This window comes from Actinocorallia sp. API 0066 (assembly GCF_020991275.1).
Lineage (GTDB): Bacteria > Actinomycetota > Actinomycetes > Streptosporangiales > Streptosporangiaceae > Actinocorallia.
On record NZ_JAJLQY010000005.1, the window covers coordinates 268,266 to 290,890 of the forward strand.

19 protein-coding genes are annotated in these 22,625 nt (G+C 71.0%); 8 read left to right on the plus strand and 11 right to left on the minus strand.

Annotated elements, in window-relative coordinates; genetic code table 11:
* Nucleotides 1-17: 17 nt before the first annotated feature.
* Nucleotides 18-221 (minus strand): hypothetical protein, encoded by a 204-nt coding sequence (locus tag LO762_RS14930; RefSeq protein ID WP_230615430.1) that lies wholly within the window; start codon nt 219-221, stop codon nt 18-20.
* Between the two features lie 4 nt (nt 222-225).
* On the opposite strand from LO762_RS14930, the gene LO762_RS14935 reads away from it, so the two are divergent.
* The 3 genes from LO762_RS14935 (at nt 226) to rnhA (ending at nt 2,556) form a co-directional block, all read left to right on the plus strand.
* Nucleotides 226-708: a hypothetical protein gene (locus LO762_RS14935; protein ID WP_230615433.1), complete on the plus strand. Its 483-nt coding sequence runs from the start codon at nt 226-228 to the stop codon at nt 706-708.
* Between the two features lie 218 nt (nt 709-926).
* Nucleotides 927-1,358 carry a hypothetical protein gene (locus tag LO762_RS14940; RefSeq protein WP_230615436.1) on the plus strand — a complete coding sequence of 144 codons (432 nt, stop codon included), beginning with the start codon at nt 927-929 and terminating at the stop codon, nt 1,356-1,358.
* A gap of 370 nt (nt 1,359-1,728) precedes the next feature.
* Nucleotides 1,729-2,556, plus strand: coding sequence for a ribonuclease HI (rnhA, locus tag LO762_RS33520; protein WP_308103982.1), 828 nt, complete (start codon nt 1,729-1,731; stop codon nt 2,554-2,556).
* On the opposite strand, the gene LO762_RS14950 is transcribed toward rnhA, so the two are convergent.
* The gene (locus LO762_RS14950; RefSeq protein ID WP_230615439.1) at nt 2,520-2,684 is read right to left on the minus strand and encodes a hypothetical protein; all 165 of its coding nucleotides are present in this window, start codon (nt 2,682-2,684) and stop codon (nt 2,520-2,522) included. The genes rnhA and LO762_RS14950 overlap by 37 nt on opposite strands.
* A gap of 244 nt (nt 2,685-2,928) precedes the next feature.
* On the opposite strand from LO762_RS14950, the gene LO762_RS14955 reads away from it, so the two are divergent.
* Genes LO762_RS14955 through LO762_RS14970 form a run of 4 tightly spaced genes read left to right on the plus strand, consistent with a single transcriptional unit; the run spans nt 2,929 to nt 10,962 of the window.
* Nucleotides 2,929-4,467 carry a TIGR02677 family protein gene (locus LO762_RS14955; protein ID WP_230615884.1) on the plus strand — a complete coding sequence of 513 codons (1,539 nt, stop codon included), beginning with the start codon at nt 2,929-2,931 and terminating at the stop codon, nt 4,465-4,467.
* Nucleotides 4,464-5,618, plus strand: a complete 1,155-nt coding sequence (locus LO762_RS14960) for a TIGR02678 family protein (RefSeq protein ID WP_230615442.1) — start codon at nt 4,464-4,466, stop codon at nt 5,616-5,618. Before LO762_RS14955 ends, LO762_RS14960 begins: the two co-directional genes overlap by 4 nt.
* The gene (locus tag LO762_RS14965) at nt 5,615-9,700 is read left to right on the plus strand and encodes a TIGR02680 family protein (protein WP_230615445.1); all 4,086 of its coding nucleotides are present in this window, start codon (nt 5,615-5,617) and stop codon (nt 9,698-9,700) included. Before LO762_RS14960 ends, LO762_RS14965 begins: the two co-directional genes overlap by 4 nt.
* Entirely contained in the window at nt 9,697-10,962 is a 1,266-nt protein-coding gene (locus LO762_RS14970) for a TIGR02679 family protein (protein WP_230615447.1), read from the plus strand. Before LO762_RS14965 ends, LO762_RS14970 begins: the two co-directional genes overlap by 4 nt.
* A 17-nt stretch (nt 10,963-10,979) precedes the next feature.
* Here LO762_RS14970 and LO762_RS33525 read toward each other — a convergent pair whose 3' ends face one another.
* The 4 genes from LO762_RS33525 to LO762_RS14990 all read right to left on the minus strand — a co-directional run bounded on the left by LO762_RS33525 (nt 10,980) and on the right by LO762_RS14990 (nt 16,160).
* Complete coding sequence (locus LO762_RS33525) at nt 10,980-13,601, minus strand: tetratricopeptide repeat protein (RefSeq protein WP_308103923.1); 2,622 nt, start codon at nt 13,599-13,601, stop codon at nt 10,980-10,982.
* Nucleotides 13,598-14,035: a hypothetical protein gene (locus LO762_RS14980; protein WP_230615450.1), complete on the minus strand. Its 438-nt coding sequence runs from the start codon at nt 14,033-14,035 to the stop codon at nt 13,598-13,600. Before LO762_RS14980 ends, LO762_RS33525 begins: the two co-directional genes overlap by 4 nt.
* A gap of 130 nt (nt 14,036-14,165) precedes the next feature.
* A complete protein-coding gene (locus LO762_RS33530; protein ID WP_230615452.1) occupies nt 14,166-15,323 on the minus strand; it encodes a cytochrome P450 in 1,158 nt (385 codons plus the stop codon).
* 33 nt (nt 15,324-15,356) lie between these two features.
* The gene (locus tag LO762_RS14990; protein WP_230615455.1) at nt 15,357-16,160 is read right to left on the minus strand and encodes an SAM-dependent methyltransferase; all 804 of its coding nucleotides are present in this window, start codon (nt 16,158-16,160) and stop codon (nt 15,357-15,359) included.
* Nucleotides 16,161-16,340: 180 nt separating this feature from the next.
* On the opposite strand from LO762_RS14990, the gene LO762_RS14995 reads away from it, so the two are divergent.
* Entirely contained in the window at nt 16,341-16,889 is a 549-nt protein-coding gene (locus tag LO762_RS14995) for a hypothetical protein (RefSeq protein ID WP_230615458.1), read from the plus strand.
* 159 nt (nt 16,890-17,048) lie between these two features.
* On the opposite strand, the gene LO762_RS15000 is transcribed toward LO762_RS14995, so the two are convergent.
* The 5 genes from LO762_RS15000 to LO762_RS15020 all read right to left on the minus strand — a co-directional run bounded on the left by LO762_RS15000 (nt 17,049) and on the right by LO762_RS15020 (nt 22,620).
* Entirely contained in the window at nt 17,049-17,972 is a 924-nt protein-coding gene (locus LO762_RS15000) for an SDR family NAD(P)-dependent oxidoreductase (RefSeq protein WP_230615461.1), read from the minus strand.
* Nucleotides 17,973-17,988: 16 nt separating this feature from the next.
* On the minus strand, nt 17,989-18,645 hold the full coding sequence (locus tag LO762_RS15005) for a TetR/AcrR family transcriptional regulator (protein WP_230615464.1): 657 nt from the start codon (nt 18,643-18,645) through the stop codon (nt 17,989-17,991).
* A 75-nt stretch (nt 18,646-18,720) separates the two neighbouring features.
* Nucleotides 18,721-19,458, minus strand: a complete 738-nt coding sequence (locus LO762_RS15010; RefSeq protein WP_230615467.1) for a response regulator transcription factor — start codon at nt 19,456-19,458, stop codon at nt 18,721-18,723.
* 178 nt (nt 19,459-19,636) lie between these two features.
* Nucleotides 19,637-21,067: an MFS transporter gene (locus tag LO762_RS15015; RefSeq protein ID WP_230615470.1), complete on the minus strand. Its 1,431-nt coding sequence runs from the start codon at nt 21,065-21,067 to the stop codon at nt 19,637-19,639.
* Entirely contained in the window at nt 21,064-22,620 is a 1,557-nt protein-coding gene (locus tag LO762_RS15020; protein WP_230615473.1) for an FAD-binding protein, read from the minus strand. The genes LO762_RS15015 and LO762_RS15020 overlap by 4 nt, the downstream gene beginning before the upstream one ends.
* Nucleotides 22,621-22,625: the final 5 nt, after the last annotated feature.

The window sequence follows — 22,625 nt, forward strand, 5'->3', positions numbered from 1 at the left end:
GCACCGTATGCACGCGATCAGGCCACCCGGACGCGGTAGACCTCGCCGATGGGGTAGGTGTGGGCGGGTGGTTGTGGTCCCCCCTCGGACACAAACCTTCCGTACACGTGGGGGTCGGGTTCCGACCTGGCCTCCACTAGTTGTTTCTGGGGCCAGTAGGTCATTTTGAGGCCCATCTCTTTGTAGAGGTCGGCTTTGTCCTCGGGCTCCGCCTTCATCACGTCGTTGATCCATTCGCTGATAGTGAGGATGTCGCCTCCGGTGTCGATGGCGGCCCGGTACTGGGCGAGCTTCCGGTCGCAGGCGGCGAGGCGTTCGGCATCGTCGGCTTGGTGTCTCGCAGGGGTCGGTGTTCGCGGTCCTCAGTGCTTCGATCGCCTCCGGAAGCTGCGATGGCCCGAAGGATGTGAGCAGCCAGTCTTCGATCTGGTCGGCGAAGGCTGCTTCCTTCAGGTAGACGACCCTGGGGTGGTCGATCTTGTTGACCAGCGCGTATTCCTCGGGGAACCGGCACCGGTAGTAGAGCTGGCGGAGGACGGCTTCGGGCACGGTGGTGAGGCCGAGGTTGGATTGCGGGATGTGGTCGAGGAGTTCGGGGCTTTGGAGGGGCGGCTGGTGGTTTTGGAGATCGCGTGGCTCGGATGCTTTGGCGCGGCGTTCTTGGGCGGGTTCGGTGGCGCGGGCTTCGATGTAGTGGCTCGTCCCTGAACCAGGTGCGGTCGGAGCTGCTGATGAAGATCCACCGGCACAAGCGGTGGGCGACTGTTCGAATCGGAACGATGCCGTTCTCGCGCTGATGAACGCAGCGTGGCTGTAGTTCGGGCGGTTAATCGACAATCTTCCGATGGCTGGTGGCAGGTCTCGTTGTTGTGGCGTCGATGCTGCTTTGCAGCCCTTGCGCTGCGTTTGTTGCCTAGGGTCTGTCCATGCGCTTCTCCGCCCGGCTTGCGGTACCTCTGGCTGTCCTCGCGGGCGCTGGTGCCACCGCTGCGGTCATGAAAACCACTTGGCTGCCGTGGAACAAAGACCCTTGTGGGGAGGTTTATTCTGCGGCACGCGTCAAGATCGCAGAGATGAAGACTGAGGCGGGCGAGATGCGAAGGCTGGTAGATGCTGGGTCTGTGACGGGGCTTAGCAGCACGAACGCCGAAGGTCTGCTGATCCTCGACGTTGTCGCAACAGGCGGGTCGGCTCTCAGCGACTATCGAAGGCATCAGAGCCGGGGTTTGAGGAGCGCGAAGATCGCCCTCACGCTAGAGATCGGCAACCCTGCCTGCTTCAGTCCTGAAATCGTCGCGACCGCCCAGGTCAAGCCCCGCGAGGTCGAACGTCTCGAAGCCCGGCTCGGATACTCGTGACAGCGGCAACCTCCGTTGCTGGGATTCTCCGAGGCTCCCGGCATGGCGGATCGACCCACGACCGGCGGCCCCGCCGACCGTGTCAGGGGCGTCGAACGCTTGGTGGCCGAGGCGATCGGCGGCCCGAGATTCATCCCACAGCTGGTCCTGCACGAGACGAGACCGAGGCGTGGGTCCTTGCCGATTGCGAGCGCCTGGCCGAGACAATGGGCGGCCCCTGCCCCGGCCTTATTCAGCAGGTGGTCCGGAGTTGTGAACGACTCCCCTTTCACCGCACGTCAAGTTCTGCTGGACACCGACCGGCACACATGACCATGATGAGATTCTCGATCTAGGTCCGTCGACAGGAGCCGGTGTGGATTCGGGAATCGTGGTCATCCACACGGATGGAGGATGCTCCCCCAATCCCGGGGCCGGCGGATGGGGAGCGGTGCTTCGCTACGGGAGCCATGTCCGCGAGATCTACGGAGGCGAGGCTGACACCACGAACAACCGGATGGAGCTCATGGCCGCCATCTGCGCGCTCGAATGCCTGAAAAGACCCTCCAGGGTACGGATCCACACCGACAGCCAGTACGTCCGCCTCGGAATCACCCAGCGGCTGGCGAACTGGAAGCACAACGGCTGGCGGATCTCCACGACAAATCCTGTCAAGAACATCGACCTGTGGAAACGGTTGGAAGCCGCCACCGCGACCCACGAAGTCACCTGGGAATGGGTCAAGGGCCACTCCGGAGTACCCGACAACGAACGAGCCGACGAACTCGCCGCCCAGGGCCGGGAGGACGCGCAAGCAGAAGCACTCGTCAACACCTTCGGACCTCACGCGGCCCGCTATCGCGACGACATTCTCGGCGTCCAGTCCGAGAGCGATCCACCCCGACCGGCCGGCACCGCTGACGCCGCCGGAGAACCCGCCCGCCCGCACACCGCGGATGAGCGGTGCGTCCACGACCTGATCGTCGGACAGTGCGTCGAAACGCAGTGCGCTCCCGTACCGAAGGGCCTCGTCGCCCGGGTCTACATCACCGCGGGCGGCCGGAGCATGCACCGGACGGCAGACTGCCCCGGCCTCCTCGACGGCCACCGCCACGCCACCTGGCGCGGCCACGACATCCACGACCCGGAACTCACGCCACTGCGTATCGCCCAGTCCAAGGGCTACGCGCCCTGCGAACGCTGCCTGCCGAACGCCTGACCGAGGTGTCGGACGGGCTTGGCATAAACCTCTTGAACCTCTTGGGCCAACGCGCTGAGATAGTCGAAGAGGTGCTCGACCTGCTCCTCGGTCTCGGCGTCGTTCGTCATGCAGACCCCAGTTGTCACGATGAGCCTCTCATGCTCGCGGTCGGCACCGTCCGCCGGCCGCCCATCACCCAACGATCTGGACGCTGGCGGACCCGTCGGACCGCCCGATCCACTTCTCGCTTATCGATGCGAGCGGCACTACGACAAGATCCGCGAACTGCGCTCGGTCCGGTCGGGTGGATGTGATGGCGGGAACATGGGGAAATTCTCACATCCGCTGCCCGGCAAGGGGATGACGTCTGATAATTGGGCTGTGGCGGAGATGGTGTTGGGGGGCGAGCGGGGGGCTCAGCCGTTCGCGCATCTGGGGACGCCTCTGGAGGGGCTTTACCGGGCGATCCTTGTGGTCTTTCTGCGGGCCAAGGACAGGTTCGTGGTGCATCTGCGGCCGGAGGACGTGGCCGCGGAGCTGGGTCGAGGCGCGGACGAGGCGCTGGTCGCCGCGTTGGAGAAACTTGTCGAGTGGGGCAACCTGCGGGCCGACGCCGACACCGGCAGGGTCACCTCGGTCGAGGACTTCCACCGCAAACGGTTTCTCTTCCAGCTCACCCCGCAGGGGCACGCGGCCGAGCAGGCCATCGCCCTGTACGAGGAGGTGGTGGGGCAGCGCGGCGCGCTCCAGTCGGTGGCGCTCGCCGACATCGCCGAGCGGCTCGCGGCGCTGGAGAAGCTGGCGGCCCAGCCCGACCCAGACCCGGCGCAGGCGCATCTGCTGCTGCTGGCGCTGGCCGAGCGCTTCACGTCACTGGCCGACAACGCCCAGGCGTTCATGGCCTCGCTGCGCCGCGCGATCGACTTCTCCGACGGCGACGTGGAGGGTTTCATCACCTACAAGGAACGCCTCATCGACTACATCAACCGGTTCATCTCCGACCTGGCCAACTCCGGTGCCAGGATCGCCGGCCTACTCGTCCGGCTGGAGGAACTCGGCCATGAGCGCCTGCTCCTGCTGGCCGCCCGGCGGGAGGCGGCGGACGCGGTGCCCGACGGCGCCGACGCCGCGGCGGGCCTGGCGCGGGCCGAGCGCGAGGCGTTCGAGGCATGGCGCAACAGGTGGCGCGGCCTCAGCGGATGGTTCGTCTCGACGAGTGGGCACAGCTCGCAGTCCAGGCTGCTGCGCCAGTCGGCGGTCGGCGCGATCAAGCAGCTGATCGACGCGGTCGGCCTGCTCAACGAGCGCCGTTCGGGCAGGTCGGATCGCTCCGCCGACTTCCGCGCCCTCGCCCGCTGGTTCGCCGAGGCCCCCGACGACGCGAGCGCGCACCGGATCTGGCGGGCCGCGTTCGGCCTGAACCCGGCGCGGCATCTGACCGTCACCGGCGCCACCCTCGACGCCTGGCGGGACGCCGAGCCCGATTCCACGACGCCCTGGGCCGAGGCTCCTCCGCTGCGGATCTCACCGCAGTTGCGCAAGACCGGCGCTTACGAGCGCCGAGGCAGGCAGGCGAAGATCCGGAGCCGGGCGGAGGAGAAGCGGCACCTGCGCGAGCTCGCCGACCGTGAGGCGGCCGAGACCGCCGAGGCCCGTGCGCGCCTGTGCACCGACGGTCCCGTGCCGCTCTCGGCCCTCGACGTCCTCGACCCGAAGGTCTTCCGGCTGTTCCTCGCCCTGCTGGGTGACGCGCTGTCGGCCCGTGCTCCCGGGGAGACCGAGGTCAGGACCATCACCGCGGACGGCTCCTTCGAGGTCAGGCTGTCGCCGGTCCCGGACGGCGGCGAGATCCGCGTCCGCACCGAGGACGGCGTCCTTTCCGGCCCGGAGCATCTGATCGAGATCACGGATCTGATGGGGACGTCGTGACGGGCGCGGAGGAGGTCGAGCTGCGCCGGGGGGCGCTGCGCGCCCTGTTGGCCAAACCGCTGCTCACCGCCGAGCATGACGCGGAGGCCCTGCTCAAGGTCCGGCGCTGCCAGCGGGAGCTGCGCGAGTGGCTCACCCGGGAGACGGGCTGGCGGCTGCACGTCGAGGCCGGGGTGGCGCGGCTGTTCAAGACGGTGTCCGCCACGTCCGACAGCACCCACCCGGCGCGCGGCCGGGCGCGCGAGCCGTTCGGGCGCCGTCGCTACGTCGTGCTCTGCCTCGCGCTGTCCGTGCTGGAGCGCGCCGACGCCCAGACGACGCTCGGCCGGCTGGCCGACGAGGTGCTGACCGCGGCCGCCGAACCCGACCTCGACTTCTCCTTCCCGTTGGAGAGCCGCGCCGAGCGGACCGACCTCGTGGCCGTCGTCCGGCTGCTCATCGACTGGGGCGTGCTGCGCCGGGTCGCGGGAGAGGAGGAGTCCTACCTGTCGGCCTCCGGTGACGTGCTCTACGACGTCCGGCGGGAGGTGCTGTCGAGGCTGCTCACGGGGACTCGCGGCCCTTCGACCGTCGAGGCGGCGACCCTGGACGAACGGCTCTCGGCGTTGGTGGCCGTACCCCTGCCCGACACCGACGACCTCCGCAACCAGGCCCTGCGCAGAGCGCTGACCCGCAGGCTCCTGGACGAGCCCGTCGTCTACCACACGGACCTGACCGAGGCCGAACGGGCGTACCTGACCTCCCAGCGGCACGCGATCACGCGCCGCATCGAGCAGGCGACCGGCCTGATCGCCGAGATCAGAGCCGAGGGCGTGGCCATGGTCGACCCGCACGACGAGCTCACCGACATCCGCATGCCCGAGCAGCGCACCGACGGCCATCTGACGCTTCTGGTCGCGGAGCACCTGGCCGAGCACGGCACCGTCCCGCTGGACGCCCTGCACGCCTTCGTGCGCGCGGCCGCCCGAGCCCACCAGACGTACTGGCGCAAGGGCGTCACCGAGCCGGGCGCCGAGACCGAGCTGCTCGCCGGTGTCCTGGACCGGCTGACCGCCCTGCGCCTCGCCGAGATCCGGGGCTCCTCGGTCGCGGCGCTGCCCGCGATCTCCCGCTACGCGCTCGCCGAACCGACGGTCAAGGAACCCCGATGACGCTCCCGAGCCCCGACTCCGAGCGCTGGAAGCCGCTGCGCGCCGGGCTCGTGGACATGTTCTACTACGACGCCGAGGAGTTCCACTTCCACGACGGCAGGCTGTTGCTGCGCGGCAACAACGGCACCGGCAAGTCCAAGGTGCTCGCGTTGACGCTGCCGTTCCTGCTCGACGGAGAGCTGTCACCGCACCGCGTCGAACCCGACGGGGACCGGCAGAAGCGGATGGAGTGGAACCTTCTGCTCGGCGGCAGGCATCCGCATCCCGAACGGACCGGTTACACGTGGCTGGAGTTCGGCCGCCGCACCTCGGAGGGCGGCTTCGAGTACCGGACGATCGGCTGTGGCCTCAAGGCCGTCAAGGACCGCGGGATCACCAAGCACTGGTTCTTCGTCACGGGCGAGCGCGTCGGTGCGGGCGTCGCCCTGGTGTCCGGCTCGGGCGTCACCGTCACGCGGGAGAAGCTTCGCGACGCCCTTGAGGGACGGGGAACCGTCTACGACAGGGCCCTCGACTACCGCAGGGCCGTGGACGCCGCGCTGTTCGGCCTGGGCGAGCACCGCTACGACGCGCTGGTGAACCTGTTGATCCAGATCCGTCAGCCGCAGCTGTCGAAGAAGCCGGACGAGAAGCTGCTGTCCCGTGCCCTCACCGAGGCTCTTCCGCCGCTCAGCACGGCCCTGGTCGGGACGGTCGCCGAAGCGTTCCGCGGTCTGGACGAGGAGCGCGACGCGCTGCGCGCCCTAGAGGAGGCGAGCCAGGCCGCCAGCGGATTCCTCCGGCACTACCAGGGCTACGCGGCGATCGCCGCGAAACGCAAGGCCGGCGAACTCCGGATCGCGCACAGCCGCTACGAGCATCTCGGCCGTGATCTCATCGAGGCCGAGCAGCGCTTGGCGTCCGCCCGCCAGGACATCGCCGAGGCTGAGGAGAAGCTGAAGACCCTGGCTGACGAGCGCGTCAAGCTGGAGGCGCGCCAGACCGCCCTCAGGCAGAGCCCCGAGATGCGCGACGCGCAGCGGCTCAAGGAGACCGGAGAGGAGGCCCGGCGGCTCGTCCGATTCGCCCAGGACCGGACGAAGGACGCGACCGATCACGCCCGCCACGCCGACCGGGCCGAAGGCAAGGCCCGTGAACTGGACCGCCGGTCCGCGCGGGCCGAAGCGGACCTGTCGGCGGCGTTCTCCGCCGCGCTGGAAGCCGCGGAACTCAGCGGGTGCGCGGACCGGCATCGCGAAGCCGTCGCGGGTTGGGAGAGCGATCCGACCGCCGTCCGACGGGCCGTCGAGGACGTCGCCGCGAACCGCGAGCATGCCGTCGCGGAGTTGGAGCGCCTGTTCGCCGACGCCGCGCGAGCCCGCGCGCGCTGGGAGAACGCCCGTGGCGAGGTCGAGCGGCTCACCGGGGAACTACAGCGGGCCGCCGAGCGCATCGCGCTGGCCGAAGAGCGGGTGAGCGTCGAGATCGGGGTGCTCACCGCTGACTATCTCGCCTACCTCGCCGGACTCGTCGAGCTGCGCGTCCCCGACTCCGATGGCGTCCTCGCGGCGCTGGAGTCCTGGTCGGGCACCGCCTCCGGCGTCAATCCGGCAGCCTCCCTCGTCCACGACGCGGCCCGTGACGCCACAGCCGCCCTCGCCCGTGCCGACGGCGACCTTCAGCGTGCGCAAGCCGAGCACCGTGGCCGCGCCGACACGCTTCGCGCTGAGATCGCGCGCCTGGAATCCGGCGTCACCGCCGTCCCCCCGGTCCCCCACTTCCGGGACGGCGGCGCGCGGGACGGCAGGCCGGGGGCGCCGCTGTGGAAGGCGGTGGAGTTCGCCGAAGCACTCTCGCCCGAGCACCGGGCGGGACTTGAGGCCGCGCTGGAGGCGTCCGGGCTACTCGACGGTTGGATCACGCCGGACGGCGGGCTCCTCGACGCCGAGGACTCGTTCCTGCTGACCGGCTCCGCCATCTCCGGACCAAGCTGCGCCGACGTTCTCATGCCTTCCGCCGACCGCGCCGACCCGGCCGTCGCTCCCCTCACCGACACGGTGATCGCGGAGGTTCTGGGGCGGATCGGGCTGGGGCCTGGCGGCACCACCTGGGTGTCGGTGGACGGCACGTGGGCCAACGGGCCGCTCGGGGGCCGTTGGCGCAAGGAGAACGCCGTATACGTCGGGCAAGGAGCCCGCGAAGCCGCCCGGCGGGAACGGCTCGCCGCCGCACGCGCCGAACTGGCCGTACTCGAAGCCGCCCTGGAAGGGCTCGCCGCCGAACGCGCGAGGCTGGCCGCGCGCCAGTCACGACTCACCGACGAGCACCGCGGGATTCCCCCGGACACGCCGCTGCGCGAGGCACACCTTCGGCTCGCCGGCGAGCACCGCGGCAAACGCGACCTCGACCAGGCCCACGCGACGGCCGCGGGCGTCGCCGAGCGGCGGCGCGGGGAGGCCGACGCCGCGCGCGTCCGTGCCACGGAGTTCGCCCTGGACGTCGGACTGCCCGAAGAACCGGCGAGCCTTCCCGCGGTGAAGACCGCGCTCGCCGACTACCGGCTCGCCCTGGCCCCGCTCTGGCCGATGATCACCGCCGTGCTCGACGCGCGCACCACCGTCAAGGAGGCCGCCGCGGAGCTGGCGGAACTGCGCGAGCGGGCGGCCGAGGCCGCCTTCGGCGCCGAGGAGGCGCGCGCCGCCGCCACCACCGCGGACGAGACCTACCGCGCGCTCGTCGAGACCGCCGGAGCCGGGGTCGAGGAACTCTTCCGCGGTCTGCGCGCCGTCGAACAGGCCATCGCCGAACGCGCCTCCTCCGAACGCGACGTCCGCGGGCTCCAGGAGAAAGCCCTGCTCGCCCGGGGCACGGCCGAGGGCAGCCGGGAAACCCTCCAGGGTCAGATCCGGCAGGCCGTCGAGACCCGGGACCGGGCCGTCACCGCCTTCCGAGCCTTCGCCGGCACCGGAATTCTCGCCCTCGCCCTGCCGGGAGCCGAGATCCCCGATGCCGCCGAGCCCTGGTCGCCGACCGCCGCCGTCCAGCTCGCGCGGGCGACCAACGCCGCGCTGGAGTCCGTCGCCGACGACGACGGGCCCTGGGACCGCGCCCAGAAACGGGTAGCCGAGGAGCACAAGATCCTCTCCGACACGATGTCGCGGCACGGCCACTCGGTCGGCCTGACCCTGCGCGACGGGATCATGCTCGTTGACGTCGTGTTCCACGGCAGGACCCGCGACATCCCCGAACTCGCCGCCGCCCTCGCGGAGGAGAAGGACCACCGGGCCACGCTGCTGTCGGCCAGGGAACGCGAGATCCTGGAGAACCACCTCCTCAACGAGGTCGCCGGGACGCTCCATGAACTGATCCTCGCCGGTGAGGAGGAGGTCGCCGCGATGAACGGCGAACTCAACGCCCGTCCCACCTCCACCGGCATGACCTTGCGGCTGATCTGGCGTCCCGCGAAGAAGGCTCCCGAAGGGCTCGACCGGGTGCGCGCGAAGCTCCGCCAGACGATCGACGCCTGGACCGAGGAGGACCGTACCTCCGTCGGCGCCTTCCTCCAGGACCAGATCGCCCGGGAGCACACGGAGAACCCGTCGGCGGGCTGGACCGAACAGCTCACCCGGGCCCTGGACTACCGGTCGTGGCACGAGTTCGCGATCCAGCGCCTCCAGGACGGACAGTGGCGCGCCGCGACCGGCCCGGCCTCCGGGGGCGAGCGGGTCCTCGCCGCGTCCGTGCCGCTCTTCGCCGCCGCCTCGGCCTACTACAAATCCGCGGGCAACCCGCACGCGCCGCGCCTCGTCGCCCTCGACGAGGCGTTCGCGGGCGTTGACGACGACTCCCGCGCCAAATGCCTCGGGCTGCTCGCCACCTTCGACATGGACGTCGTCATGACCAGCGAACGTGAATGGGGCTGCTACCCGCAGGTGCCGGGGCTGGCCATCTGCCAGCTCTCCCGCCGCGACGGCATCGACGCCGTCCTCGTCACCCCCTGGCGGTGGGACGGCCGCGAGCGCACCCGGGCGCCGCGACCTGACGCGTTCCGCCTCCCCGAACCGTCGGAACCGGTGGCTTCGGAGGAGACGCTCTTCTCATGACCGGCGCGACGACGGGATCGGCCGAGGATCGGCTTCGCCGCCTGATCGGGGGTCCGGATCTCGCCTGGCTGATCGACCGGGCGCGGCGCCGCCTCGCCCGGGGCACCGCGCTGACCGGCGCCGTCACCCTGTCCGAGCCCACACAAAGCCAGCGTCGCGCGCTGGCGGCGCTGCTGGGTCGCAGACCCGCCACGGGAGCGACCCTGACCGTCGATCTCGGTGACGTCGACAAGCTGCTCCACGCCACGGGGCACGGAGGGCTCGCCGTGGCCGTCACCGTGCTCACCGGGCCTGTCGACTCCCTCGCCGAGCGGCGCCGTGCCACCGAGACCGCCTGGCGGGACGCCTACCTGCCGCTCGACACTGTCGTCGCGGACCGGCCGGAACTCCACGACTGGCGGTCGTGGCTGGACACCACCGGCCTGATCCGCCGCCTGGCCCCCGCACCGGCCGACGCGGCTCCCCTCGTCGCGCGGCTCGCCGCTGTGCTCGATCGCCTGCCCTCCCTGTCGGTGCCGCTTGGCCGCCTCGCTGCGGAGACCTGCGGGGACGCGCACGCGCTCGACGACGGGCGGCCGCTCGGCACGCTCGCGCTGTCGGCCGCCCGCGCGCTGGCCGGAGCCCCGTTCGCCGCCGAACCGTCCGCCGAGGCCCGCCGCGCGACGTGGGCGGCCGTGGGTGTGCACCTTGACGAGCTGTCTTCCACCGTCCTGGTCCTCGGACTCACAGGTGATCCCACCACCCCTCTGGGGGCTGTCTTGCACGCCCAGAAGGCCGCGGGCCAACCTTCCTGCCTCACCCTTCGTCAGCTCCGCGATCATGTCGGCCCCCTCCGGGCCGCGGCCGTGCACGTGTGTGAGAACCCCGTGGTCGTCGCCGCGGCGGCCGACGAGCTCGGCTCCGGCTGCCCGCCTCTCGTCTGCGTCGGTGGACGCCCCTCATCGGCTGTCTGGCGTCTCCTCGCGCTTCTCTCCGACGGCGGCGCGAGCTTCCGCTACCACGGCGACTTCGATTGGGGAGGGGTCTCCATCGCGAGCGCGGTCCACGCGCGTGTGCGCTTCGTCCCCTGGCGCTACTCCACCGAGGACTACCTCGCCGCCCCGTCCGGCGGCCCGCTGACCGGTCGGCCGCAGCCCACTCCCTGGTCCCCTTCTCTTGCCGCCGCGATGGCCCACCGCGCCGTCCGGATCGAGGAGGAACTCGTTCTCGACACCCTCCTCTCCGACCTCAGGGCCTACCATCACTCGACCGTGAACCCCTGACCGAGAAGCCACGACGGTCACCATCCGAGTGGCGGTAACGCGGGTGGGGGTTCTTCGCCGTGGGCCGGGGGTGGGTTGGCGGCGTTGTGCGGTTGGTTGATCTTGGTGTGGAGGGAATCCCTCAGGTGCTGTGCCACGGTGAGCGGCTGGTTGAAGACGTCGGGGAGGTCTTCGGCCAGCCGACCGAAGATCGCGGTGGCCTCGTCGGCGAACCTGAGAGCGTTCTCCAGGTCGCGGCCGTACGTGTCCCGTACTCCGGCGTTGACGGCCAGGACCATGGCGAGGCCGGGTAGGTGGGCGGGGTCGGCTTCGGCCAGGGCGCGGCGGATCTGGAGGGCTTCGCGGGCGGCCTCCAGCGCGGCATCTCCATCCCCGGCCTCCGACAGCCGGGCACTGAGGTTGTTGAGGGATCTGGCCAGGTCGGGGAGGTAGGTGGCGGGCTCTTCGTCGGCCAGGGCGCGGCGGATCTGGACGGCCTCGCGGGTGGCCTCCAGGGCGGCGTCCGCCTCTCCTGCTTCCGACAGCCAGTTGCCGAGGTTGTGGAGGGAAAGGGCGACGTCAGGCAGGTAGACGGCAGGCTCAGCCTCAGCCAAAGCCCGCCAGATCTGGACGGCCCTACGAGCGGCCTCCAACGCGGCACCCACCTCCCCTACCCCCGACAGGCGGTTGCCGAGATTGTTGAGCGACACGGCCAGATCGGGCAGGTGGACGGCAGGCTCAGCCTCAGCCAGTACCCGATAGATCCCGACCGCCTCACGAGCTGCCTCCAACGCAGCCCGGTTATCTCCCACCTCCGACAGGCGGTTGCCGAGATTGTTGAGCGACAGGGCGAGGTTAGGCAGGTAGACGGCGGCCTCAGCTTGGACCCGGCGGATCTGGACGGCTTCACGGGCGGCCTCCAGCGCGGCGCGCCTGTCCCCGACGGCCGAGAGGCAGTTGCTGAGATTGTTGAGGGCGACGGCCAGGTCGGGGAGGTAGGTGGTGGGGTCGTCCTCGGCCAAGGTGCGGCAGAGTTGGACGGCTTCGCGGGCGGGATTCAGGGCGGCGCGGGTTTCTCCGGTGCCTGCGAGGCTGATGCTGAGGTTGTTGAGGCGGTGGGCGCGTTGGGCTGGGGTGGCGGTGGTGGGGAGGGTGGTGAGGAGGTGGTGGTTGAGGTCTCGGGTGGGGCGGAGGAGGTCGGTGCGGTGGATGGGGATGGCGTTGTCCAGGAGGGTGGCGACGTCGTGGGGAGCGTGGGTGATGACGGTTTGGATGAGGGTGGGGGTGAGCCATGACTGGGGGATGGTGGGGGTGGTGGCTAGGAGGGTGAAGAGGTAGGTGCGGGTGGTGGGGTGGCGGTCGGCGGAGGCGGCTAGGACGGTGAGGGCCTGGCGGGCTTGGGGTGGGGTGGTGTGGTTGTTGGTGAGGAGGTCGGTGAGGAGGTCTCGGGGGCGGGGTGAGGAAAGGTGGGCGGCTACGAGGTCTTCGGCGAAGTGGTCGGGTTTGAGGGGTGGGAGGGCCTGGGCTGGTGGGGCTGGTTCGGGGTAGAGGCGGGCGTGGGTGGAGAGGAGTTGGTCGGCGGCGGTGGGGGTGGGGGCGAGTCTTGCGTTGATCAGCCAGGAGCGGGCCTGGGCGTGGTCGGGGGCGGGGCCGAAGAGGCTGGCCAGCATGACGGTGGTGGCCAGGATCTCGGGGCCCTGCTCGGTGGTGAGCCAGTAGCGCCGCTCGTGTTGGAGGAGGTAGCGGGACAGGTCGTCGCTGTCGGGGACGGGGTCGTCGGCCTCTACGGCGCATACGGCGGCCAGGGCGGCCATGTGCACAGTCAGCGGCGACAGGGGGTCCGTGCCGGGCGAAGGAGTCAGTAGCCCTGCGGGGAGTGGGACCTGGCGGGGAGGCGCGTCCAGGGCTTCTTGGAACGCGTGGGCGGCTTGGTGGAAAGCCTGGTGGAGGGCGTCGGGGCGGTCGGTGAGTCCTTCGAGGGGGATCGGGTCGGCCAGGTCCACCGGCAGGGCGCCGATGGCCGCTTCCACGTCGCTCCAGAATCCTTGCTGGGGGCGGGCCAGCAGCAGGAACCGGAGCTTCCCCGCGTCCGCGCCGTCGGTGGCGGTGCGGGTGTCGTGGCGGTGGACGAGTCCGGCGATCATGCGGGTGAGGGATTCCAGGGGCCAGCGGTCGGCGTAGTCGACGACGACCAGCGCGTCGCCGTCCTGCGGTTGGTCGGCCCGGTGCGTGGCGACGCCCTGGCCGGGTGCGGACAGGTCCCGTGCCTCCAGCACCTGCCATCCGTCGTCGTGGGCGAGCGTCGCGAACCGACCGGCGAGGCGGGTCTTGCCCGCGCCGCCGGGCCCGTACAGCAGCCGCACCGAGACCGGCTCATCGTCGGCGCACCAGGACGCCAGCTCGCCCTGGATCGTCGGGCGCTCCCAGTAGGGGACCACCATCCGCCGTGTGTCCAGCAGGAACGACGGGGAACGCTGCGACCGTGGCACCCGTCGCGGCGTTGGCACGGGCGAGAGAAGGTCGAGCCGGTATGCGGCGTCGGTGTTCTCCACCACCACGGTGACCGGGCCGGACGCCGACCCGATCTGGATGTTGGAGCCCCCGACGTCGCCCGCCCACAGCCCGCCCGGGAACCCGCGTCGGCCCCGTCCCCCGGTCACGCCGTCGGTCCCTCCGGCTCGATCTCCACGCCGCCGTCCACCGAACCCGCCTGCACGTTGCGGCCGCCCACGCGTCCCGCCGACTGGCCGCCGCCGTCCTCGGGGGCCTGAGCCGGGCTTCCGCCCTCCTGCGGCGGGCCGGGGACGGCTCGGGGCGGCCCTATCCGCAGGCCGCCGGTGACCGAACCGAACTGGTAGTTGTCTCCGGCCACCTCGCCCACCCGCTGCCCCGCCGACGTCGCGGAGCCGCGTCGCGCGCCGACGAACTCGACCGCCAAGAGGGTCAGGCTCACCAGGCCGACGAAGACCCCGATCACGCTCGCCCAGCGGTCGGCGTTCTCCAGCTTCACGGAGTGAAAGAACACCCCGAGACCGATAAGTCCCCCACCGACGAGCAGCCCGCCGACGGCCCACCACACACGAGATCTCCCCATACCCGGCATTGTCGACCACGACCGCGAGATCACGCACGGAGGACGGACGACATCGCGTCCGACGCCGTCGTCAAGTTCCACCGAACTGGTGGCTTGAGCCGGGTGTTCTTCGCTGGGTTCTGGGTAACGGTCAGGACCAGGTGAGGGGCAGCGTGTTGAGGCCCTGGAGGCCGTAGGTGTGTTCGGTGGGGTTCGGGCGGTTGAGGGCGTAAGGGGGGAGGACGCGGTGCCATTCTTCGAGGGCGACGCGGAGTTCGAGGCGGGCCAGGTGGGCGCCCAGGCAGCGGTGGGGCCCGGCGGCGAAGGCGAGGTGGCGGTTGTGGGGACGGCGGAGGTCAACGCGGGCGGGGGCGGTGAAGGCGCGCGGGTCACGGTTCGCGGACGTCAGCGGGAGCATCACCATGTCGCCCGCTTTCATGGGGCAGCCTGCGAACTCGGCGTCGCGGGTCACCTTACGGCCGGGCAGAACGATCGAGTAGGCGCGCGTCAGTTCTTCGACGGCCGACGGGATCAGGTCGGGGTCCGCGCGCAGCTCCTTCTGGTCGGCGGGGTGGGTGGCGAGGTGCCAGAACGCGTAGGAGAGTTGCGAGGTGACGGTGTCCAGGCCCGCCATGAACAGCAGGAGGCACATGGCGAGGAGGTCGGCCTCGGGGATGGGCGCGCCGTCGAGCGTCCAGGTGACGGCGTCGCTGATCAGGTCGTCGGCGGGGTGGGCGCGCCGGTGCGCGATCAGCTCGGCGAACATCGCGGTCACCTCGCCCATCGCCGCCATCCGCGCGGCGTTCGCCGAAGGCGGCCCGTGCAGGATGGCGCGTTCCCAGGCGAGGAAGGTGTCGAGCCGCTCGACGGGCAAGCCCATCAGCTCCAGGAAGATCACCGCCGGGAACGGGACGGCGAAGTCCGCCACGAAGTCACACCCGCCGGACGCGGCGAATCCGGCGACGAGCCCGGCGCAGTGCTCGCGGACGCGCGCCTCCCGCGCCTTGACGGCCGCCGGGGTGAAGTGCGGGCGCAGCAGCCGCCGCCACCCGGTGTGCTCGGGCGGGTCGAGCATCTCGGGGATCCAGCGGTAGCGGGGCTCGGGGTCGAGCGCGTTCACCGAGGCGCTGGAGAACAGCTCGGGATCCTGGAAGGCGGCCAGGATGTCCTCGTATCTGGTGAGCACCCAGAAGCCCTTGCCGTAGGCCGAATAGAAGGCCCTGTGCTCTTCGCGGACACCGTCCATGATCTCGGCGGTCGTGCCTACGGGTTGGGCGGCGGCGAGGAGGCTGAAGTCGAGTTCCGTCACCTTGTCACTCTCCGTGGGGTCGGTACTGACGGGTCAGGGTTTGACGGCGACCCCGCACAGGAACCACGCGGGCAGCCCGAGCGGCGCGCCCGCCGGTCCGGGACGCCACTCGGTGAGCGGCACCAGGCCGGGTTCGAGCAGGTCGAAGCCGTCGAAGAAGCGGGCGATGGCGGCGCGCGGCCGGAGCGTCATCGCCGCGCCCGCGCGCCGGTAGACCGCGGCGCCTGCCTCGGCCGCGTCGGGCAGTTCCGCCGCGGTGATGTGGGAGACGACGAGGTGGCTGCCGGACGGGACGGCGTCGCCGATCGCCCGGACGGCCTTCCACGGGTCCTCCTCGTCGGTCAGGCAGTGCAGGACGGCGACGAGGAGCACGGCGACGGGTTCCGTCAGGTCGAGCGTGGCTTTGTGGCGGAGGTCTGCCAGCAGGTCGGCGGGCCGCCGCAGGTCCCCGGCGAGGACGGCGGCGCCCGCGACGCCCGTCAGCAGGGCCCTCCCGTGCGCGAGGACGACGGGGTCGTTGTCGACGTACACGCATCGGCTGGCGGGGTCGGCCTCTTGGGCGACTTCGTGCACGTTGCCCTGGGTCGGCAGCCCTGCCCCCAGGTCGAGGAACTGCGTTATGCCCGCCTCGTGGACGAGGTGGCGCACCGCCCTGCCGAGGAACGCCCGGTTCGCGCGGGCCAGCGCGGGCGTCTGCGGCGCGGCCCGCAGCACCCGCGCGGCGGTCTCGCGGTCGACCGCGTAGTTGTCCTTGCCGCCCAGGTAGTAGTCGTACATCCGGGCGACGTTCGGCACGGTGACGTCGATGTCGATGCCTTCGGGCACCGGCTCGTCCATCCGCCACCCCCTCCGCCAAGATCCCATCTTTCCAGGGCGGATCGCGAGCTTCCACCTTTGAGAGTTTCCACCCCCTCCGGAACGCGGCTTTTGGACGTCCGGACGGCATTACCGACGCCCTGGCCGGACATCGGGCGCTCTGGGCCGTCGCCGCCGGGGCTTCGGTGGTAGGAGTGGGGGGTGGACGGGTTCGGGCGGCGCGAGTTCCAACTGGTTCTGTTGCGGCGGATGGGGGACTTCCAACCGGATCTTGTGCTTGAGGCGGCCCGGCGACTGGGCGCGTCGCGGACGGAGATGCGGGAGGTGAACGCCCGCTGGCAGCGTTTCGTCCGGGCGCGGAGCGCGCCGCGCGGAGTGGCGCGGCTGCGGGCCGTTCTCGGACCTCCCGAGGAGGTGGCCGAGCGGCCGCTGGGCGACGTCCACTGCCGCGCCTCCCGGTGGACGCTGCCGCTGTGGCCGGAGTTCCGTTACGAGGCGCTTGCCGGGCCCGAGGGCACACTCCTCCAGGAGTGGCTGGTCCGCCCGGAGTCGTCGCCCATCCCCGACCTCACCTCCGTCGCCGACCTGGCGCCCTGGTCGTGTGTGGTCGGCGACGTCGCCCAAGCCTTCGCCCCCGTCACCCACCTAGACGGCGAAGGCCCCAGCCGCTGGGCCGTCACCTTCACCACCCCCGAGGGAACCGCCCACACCGCCCACTTCACCTGGGGCCTCCTCCAGTCCGTCACCTGACCGCCGAACCCCACACCCAGACCCGGGCGACGTCGCGGGCGGCGACGGCGGAGTGCGCGCTTGCGCGGTGGGGGCGGCGGGCGCCGGGGCGCCCAGGTTTGTGACCTGGGCGCCTGGGCGGCGGCGGCTTGGTGAGCGGAGGCGGGGTGGGGGGTTGGGTTAGGGGACGGGGCGGGTTAGGTCGGTGAGGGCGGAGCTGGTGTTCCAGAGGTCGGCGGCGAGGTCCAGGTTGTAGGAGTCGGTGGAGGAGCGGGTCTCGGTGAAGCCCTCGAAGTAGCGGCCGCTGGTGGTCTCCAGGGCCGGGTCGAGGACGAGGCGGGCCAGGGCGCGGCCGGAGCGGCGCTGGGTGTGGATGTTGAGGGGGAGGACGGTGAGGGCCGGGAGGACAAAGCGCCAGCCGAAGCGCTGGAAGGCGCCGTAGTCGCGGGCGAGGCCGGAGCCCGGCATCATGCCCGGGTCGAACGCGTTGACGGTGACGCCGTCGTTCGTGTCGAGGCGGCGGTCCAGCTCGTAGGCGGTGAGGACGTTGCAGAGCTTCGACGTGGTGTAGCGGATCCGGCCGTGCAGGTTGCCGCCCTCGGGGTCCACGGGGCGGGCGAGAGACTGCGCGTCGGTGTAGCGCGGCGCGGGCATGCCGGTCTTGCGCGCGGGGTCGTGCGTGTCGCTGGCGACGAAGACGATCCGGCCGGGCGGCTGGAGCAGCGACAGCATCAGGTTCGCCAGCAGGAAGTGGGCGAGGTGGTTGACCGCGAACGTCTCCTCGAAGCCGTCGTCGGTGTACCGGACGTCGCTGACGAACTGCACACCCGCGTTGCACACGAGCGAGTGGACGGGCGGCAGTTCGCGGAGCGGCAGTTCCCGGACGAAGCGCCGGACGTCGGCGAGCGAGGCGAGGTCGAGGTCGAGCGGGACGACCCGGCCGCCGGTCTCGGCCGACAGGCGGTCGGCGGCGGCGACGGTGGCGGCGCGGTTGCGTCCGGCGATCGCCACACACCAGCCGCGCTCGGCGGCGATCACCTTGGCCGCCTGGTATCCGAGGCCGCGCGACCCTCCGGTGATCACTACCGTGCGTTGTGCGTTCATCTCAGCTACATCCCTCTCAGCGGTCCGGCTCGGGAGCCGCCCGGATCCGGGCGACCACGATCGGGGTGAGCTGTGTCAGCGCCAGCCCCAGATCGGCGAACATCTTCTTGACGTCGGTCTGTTCTGGTTCGAGGTGCAGGGCGAAGAAGCAGCCGTCGGAGTAGGCGACGGCGAAGCGGGTCAGTTCGGCGGCGGCGGGCTCGGCGACGGCGGCGGGGTGCGCGGCCGCCAGCATCTGGCCGATGGCGTCGCGGAAGTGGGCGATGGCGCGGTGCCGCACCCGTTGGACGAGTTCGGCGGCGACGGCGTCGCCGGCGCTGTCCAGGGCGAGCATGTAGAAGAGGCGGAGGAAGGCGGGGTGCGCGGCCAGCCCGTCGGCTCCCGCGTCCAGGAGCGCGCGCACCCGTTCCTGCGGCGGCCCGGTCAGGTCGTCCCAGGTCGGCAGCCCGGCGAACCAGCGGCGGGCGCCGCGCTCCATGACGGCGGCGAGCACCCCTTCCTTGCTGCCGAAGTGCCAGTAGATCGACGGCGGCGGCAGCCCCGCGTCCCGGCAGATCGCCGAGATGGGGGTCGCCGCGTAGCCGTGCGCGGCCATGAGCCGCTCGGAGACATCGAGGATCTTCTCGCGGGAGTCGGCACTCTTGTTCCGGCCTCCCCTAGACGTACCAGGCACACCCATGACTATAGTGAGCGCTATATACAGAGTCACCGTTCCGTCGGGGAGGACAGATGAGAAGCCGATCACACCTCACTCGGTCTCCGCCGCGAACCGCTGGGCGTAGACGATCAGCTGGCTCCGGTCGCGGAGTCCGAGGTGCCGCAGGATGGCCGACAGGTGGCTTTTGACGGTTGATCTGGCGACATTCAGCGTCTCGGCGATCTCGGCGTTCGAATATCCCATGATCACAAGGTTCAGAACGTCTCTCTGGCGTGCCGTGAGTTTCATTCCGTCGAGCTGGCCGATCACATTCGTTGGGGCTGGAGAGGGCGTATCGAAACGCTCCACTAGCGTTCGGACAACGTAAGGCTGAAGGACCACGGTGCCCCGTGCGACGGCGAGGACCTCGTCGACCAGCTGGGCTTTCGGCGCGTTGCGGGAAAGGACGCCGCCGGCCCCGTGCCGGAGCGCCTCGACGGCCACTTCCGGCACCCCGGCCGCGCAGATCGCGGCGATCCGGAAACGGCTCACGACCTCGATCCCGAGCAGCCCCCGGACGACGTCGGCGCTGGTCCCGTCCAGGTTGAGCAGGACCACGTCGGGCACCCCGAAACGGACCCCGTCCACCAGTTGCCCCGGTTCGGCCGACTGTCCGACCACCACGATTCCCGGCTCTGATTCGAGAATCGCCGCCAATCCCGCCCGGCTGAGGTCGTTAGTGTCGTGTACGAACACGCGGACCGTGCCAGCCGCCCCCGCCTTCCGACCAATGAAATCCGTTGCCGGCGTGTGGCCCACATCCATGACTCCCCCTGGCGAAAGGTTCATGTGAGGACCATAACATCCGCCGCCGGCACCACTATCGCGACCACGCGGACAACGTGCAGCCCCCTGGCATGACATTAACGCAAGGTGAAAGACTAATCTGGATCGCTCCCGCGCTGACCCCGGGGAAGTTGTGAAATTGATCTCACAGCCTCCCCGGGATTATGCGAAACGAAATTATTCATAATTTTCGGCGACGCAATACCCAAGCGCTCAACGGTAGCCCGAGTGCCACTATCGCGGCGGCGGCCTGAAGGGCGAACTGGTACCCGTCGACGAACGAGTCCGGCGGCGGGGTGCCGCCGCGTTCGACGGCCGCCTGGCGCGCGGTGAGCATCGCCCCGACCACGGTGACGCCGAGCAGTGCCGACAGTTCCCGTGAGGCGTTGACCAGGCCGGACACCGCGCCCGCCCGTTCGGGCGGCAGCGCGCCGAGCACAACGGCGGTCAGCGGGATCAGCGCGAGGCCGGAGCCGACGCCGAGGAGCACGAACGCGGGCAGGAAGTCGGTGAACCCGCTGCCCTGGCCGGGCAGCGAGCCGGCGACCATGCCCGCCACGGTGAGCGCGAGCCCCGTCACGACGGTGACGGCGGCGCCGAGCCTGCGGGTGGCGGTCTCGGCGAGGATCGCGGCGACGGCCATGCACAGGGCGAGCGGGATGAAGGCGGCCCCGGCCCGGGTCGGGGTGAAGCCGAGGATGTTCTGGAAGTACAGGGCGGTGAAGAAGTAGACGCCCATGACGCCGAAGCCCCACAGGACCATGGCGACGAGCCCGCCGCTGAACACCCGGTTCCGGAAGAGCGCTAGGTCCACCATGGGGTCGGTGGCCCGGTTCTCGATGACGACGAACGCGGCGAGGGCGAGCGCCGCGAGCGTGAAGGAGCCGAGGATCACCGGGGATCCCCACCCTCTGACGTGTGCTTCGATGAGCGCGTAGGTCAGCGGGAACAGCACGAGGATGGAAGCGGCCAGGCCGGGGACGTCGATGCGGGTGGCGGTCGCGGCCCGTGACTCCCGCAGCGTCAGCCAGGCGATCACCATGGTCAGCAGCCCGAACGGCACGTTGATGAGGAAGACCCAGCCCCACCGGAAGTGTTCGGAGATGAACCCGCCGATCGGCGGGCCGAGTGCCAGGGCGAGCGCGCCGACCGCGCTCCACACGCCGACGGCCCGGTTGAGCTCGCGTTCGTCGCGGAACGTGTCGGTCAGCACCGCGAGGGACACCGGGATGGCGAGCGCCGCGCCGATCCCCTGGAGGACCCGTCCCGCCACGAGCGTGGTGAGGTCGCCCGCGAGCCCGGCCATGAGGGACGCCGCGGTGAACACGCCGACCCCGAGCAGGAAGAACCGCCGTCTGCCGTAGAGGTCGGCGAGCCGTCCCCCGGCGAGCATGAGCCCGCAGAACACCAGCACGTAGCTGCTGACGATCCATTCCAGCCCGGCGATGGTGACGTTGAGCTCCCGCTGGATCGACGGAAGCGCGACGTTCAGGATGTTGTTGTCCATGTACGACATGAAGGTCGCCAGGGACACCGCGGCGAGGATCCACCACCGCCGGGCGGGGGTGAGGGCGCGCGCCGCGGGTTCGGTGGCGGTGTCGGGAACGCTCACGTCAGCCGCTCCGCCAGGATGCCCTGGACGCACCGGTCCGCCAGCGCCGTGACGGTCAGCGCGGGCGGCACGGAGCCGGTCGAGCCGGGGATGAGGGAGCTGTCGACGACGTACAGGCGGGGCTGTCCGACGAGTTCGCCGAACCCGTTGGTGGCCCTGCCGAGCACCGCCCCGCCGAGCGAGTGCGCGGTGATGGCGGGTGTGGAGGCGAGCGTCCACGTGCCGGGGTTGGCCGTGTTGATCCTGCCGAGCGTGCGGTCGACGGCGGTCGAGAGCGCCCTGATCCGTCCGTCGAGCGAGGGCCAGTGCAGCCCGACGCTGTCGGTCAGCCAGGAGTAGGTGAAGCGCCCGAGGGCGGGTGCGGTGAGCACGCCGAGCGCGGAGGTGGCCCGCGTCTCGGCCTGGAACGGGTACCCGACGGGGAAGCCCAGGAGGGTCACGGGTGCCTCCGGGTCCGCCCAGTCCTTGGCGAGGATGTGGCCGGGACCGCCCTGTGCGGGGTTGTTGGGCGGCATCCCGGTGCGGACGGTGATGTGGTCGCCGCCGCTCCCCCAGTGCCTGCCGACCTCGTCGTTGAGGCCGGGGAGGTCGCCGCGCGCCTTGGCCCGGACGAGGAGCCGCGCGGTGCCGAGCGAGCCCGCCGCGAGGATCACGTGCCGGGCGCGGAACTCGGGCCTGGCGAGCACCCTGCCGTTGTCGTCGAGGCGGGCGCAGCGGACGAGGTAGCGGTCGCCGGAGGCGCTGAGCCTGTCGACCCGGTGGAGCGGCAGGACGGTGGTGTGGCCGGTGGCTTCGGCGGCGGCGAGGATCGTCCGGTCCACGCTGCGTTTGGCGCCGCTGTTCATGCCGAACATGGATTCGGCGTTGATGGCGGCGGGCGGCGCCGTCCCGGCGATCTCCTCGCGGACCCGCTGCCAGTCCATCGCCAGTTCGGCCCGTTCGGTGGGGATGCCCGCCGCGTCGGCCTGGCGTTGGAAGTCGCGTGCGTTGGTGTAGTAGGGGCTGTTGAGGACGTCGTCGGGGATGGGCGCGGTGCCGATGAGCGCGCGGGCCCGCGGGTACCACGTCCCGGCCATCTCGGTGTGGTCGAGCAGCGGCCCGAAGGAGCGTGCGAACTGGTCCTGCGGCGGCTCGGCCATGACGGCGTAGTTGACCAGGGAGCCGCCGCCGACGCCCGCGCCCGCCAGGAGCGAGACGCCGAGTCCCGGCGCGAACTCCAGGACGCCGGTGAACAGCGAGAGCGGCCGGTCGCTGAACGGTGAGGTGACCGACAGCCAGGCGGCCCGCCCGTCCAGGTTCCGGGGGGTGGCGAAGGTGTCGCCCGCCTCGGTGATCGTCCAGCGGCGGCCGCGTTCGAGCACCACGCTGCCGATGCCCGCCTCGGCGAGCCGGAGCGCGGCGACGGCGCCCGCGTAGCCGCTGCCGATGATGAGGACGTCGACGGGTTCGGGGGCCGCGGACGCCGGGGTGGCGGCGCCAGCGGCCAGCGCGGCGGACGCGGCCGACACCGTGCCCGCCCTGAGGATCGTCCTTCTGCTGGGGTTCTGGGTCACCCGCG

Bases quoted from the DNA above. Each gene is read 5' to 3' on its own strand.
- LO762_RS14940 (WP_230615436.1), top strand. From the start codon at position 927: ATGCGCTTCTCCGCCCGGCTTGCGGTACCTCTGGCTGTCCTCGCGGGC.
- LO762_RS14955 (WP_230615884.1), top strand. From the start codon at position 2,929: ATGGTGTTGGGGGGCGAGCGGGGGGCTCAGCCGTTCGCGCATCTGGGG.
- LO762_RS14965 (WP_230615445.1), top strand. From the start codon at position 5,615: ATGACGCTCCCGAGCCCCGACTCCGAGCGCTGGAAGCCGCTGCGCGCC.
- LO762_RS14970 (WP_230615447.1), top strand. From the start codon at position 9,697: ATGACCGGCGCGACGACGGGATCGGCCGAGGATCGGCTTCGCCGCCTG.
- LO762_RS14980 (WP_230615450.1), bottom strand. From the start codon at position 14,035: ATGGGGAGATCTCGTGTGTGGTGGGCCGTCGGCGGGCTGCTCGTCGGT.
- LO762_RS14990 (WP_230615455.1), bottom strand. From the start codon at position 16,160: ATGGACGAGCCGGTGCCCGAAGGCATCGACATCGACGTCACCGTGCCG.
- LO762_RS15000 (WP_230615461.1), bottom strand. From the start codon at position 17,972: ATGAACGCACAACGCACGGTAGTGATCACCGGAGGGTCGCGCGGCCTC.
- LO762_RS15010 (WP_230615467.1), bottom strand. From the start codon at position 19,458: ATGAACCTTTCGCCAGGGGGAGTCATGGATGTGGGCCACACGCCGGCA.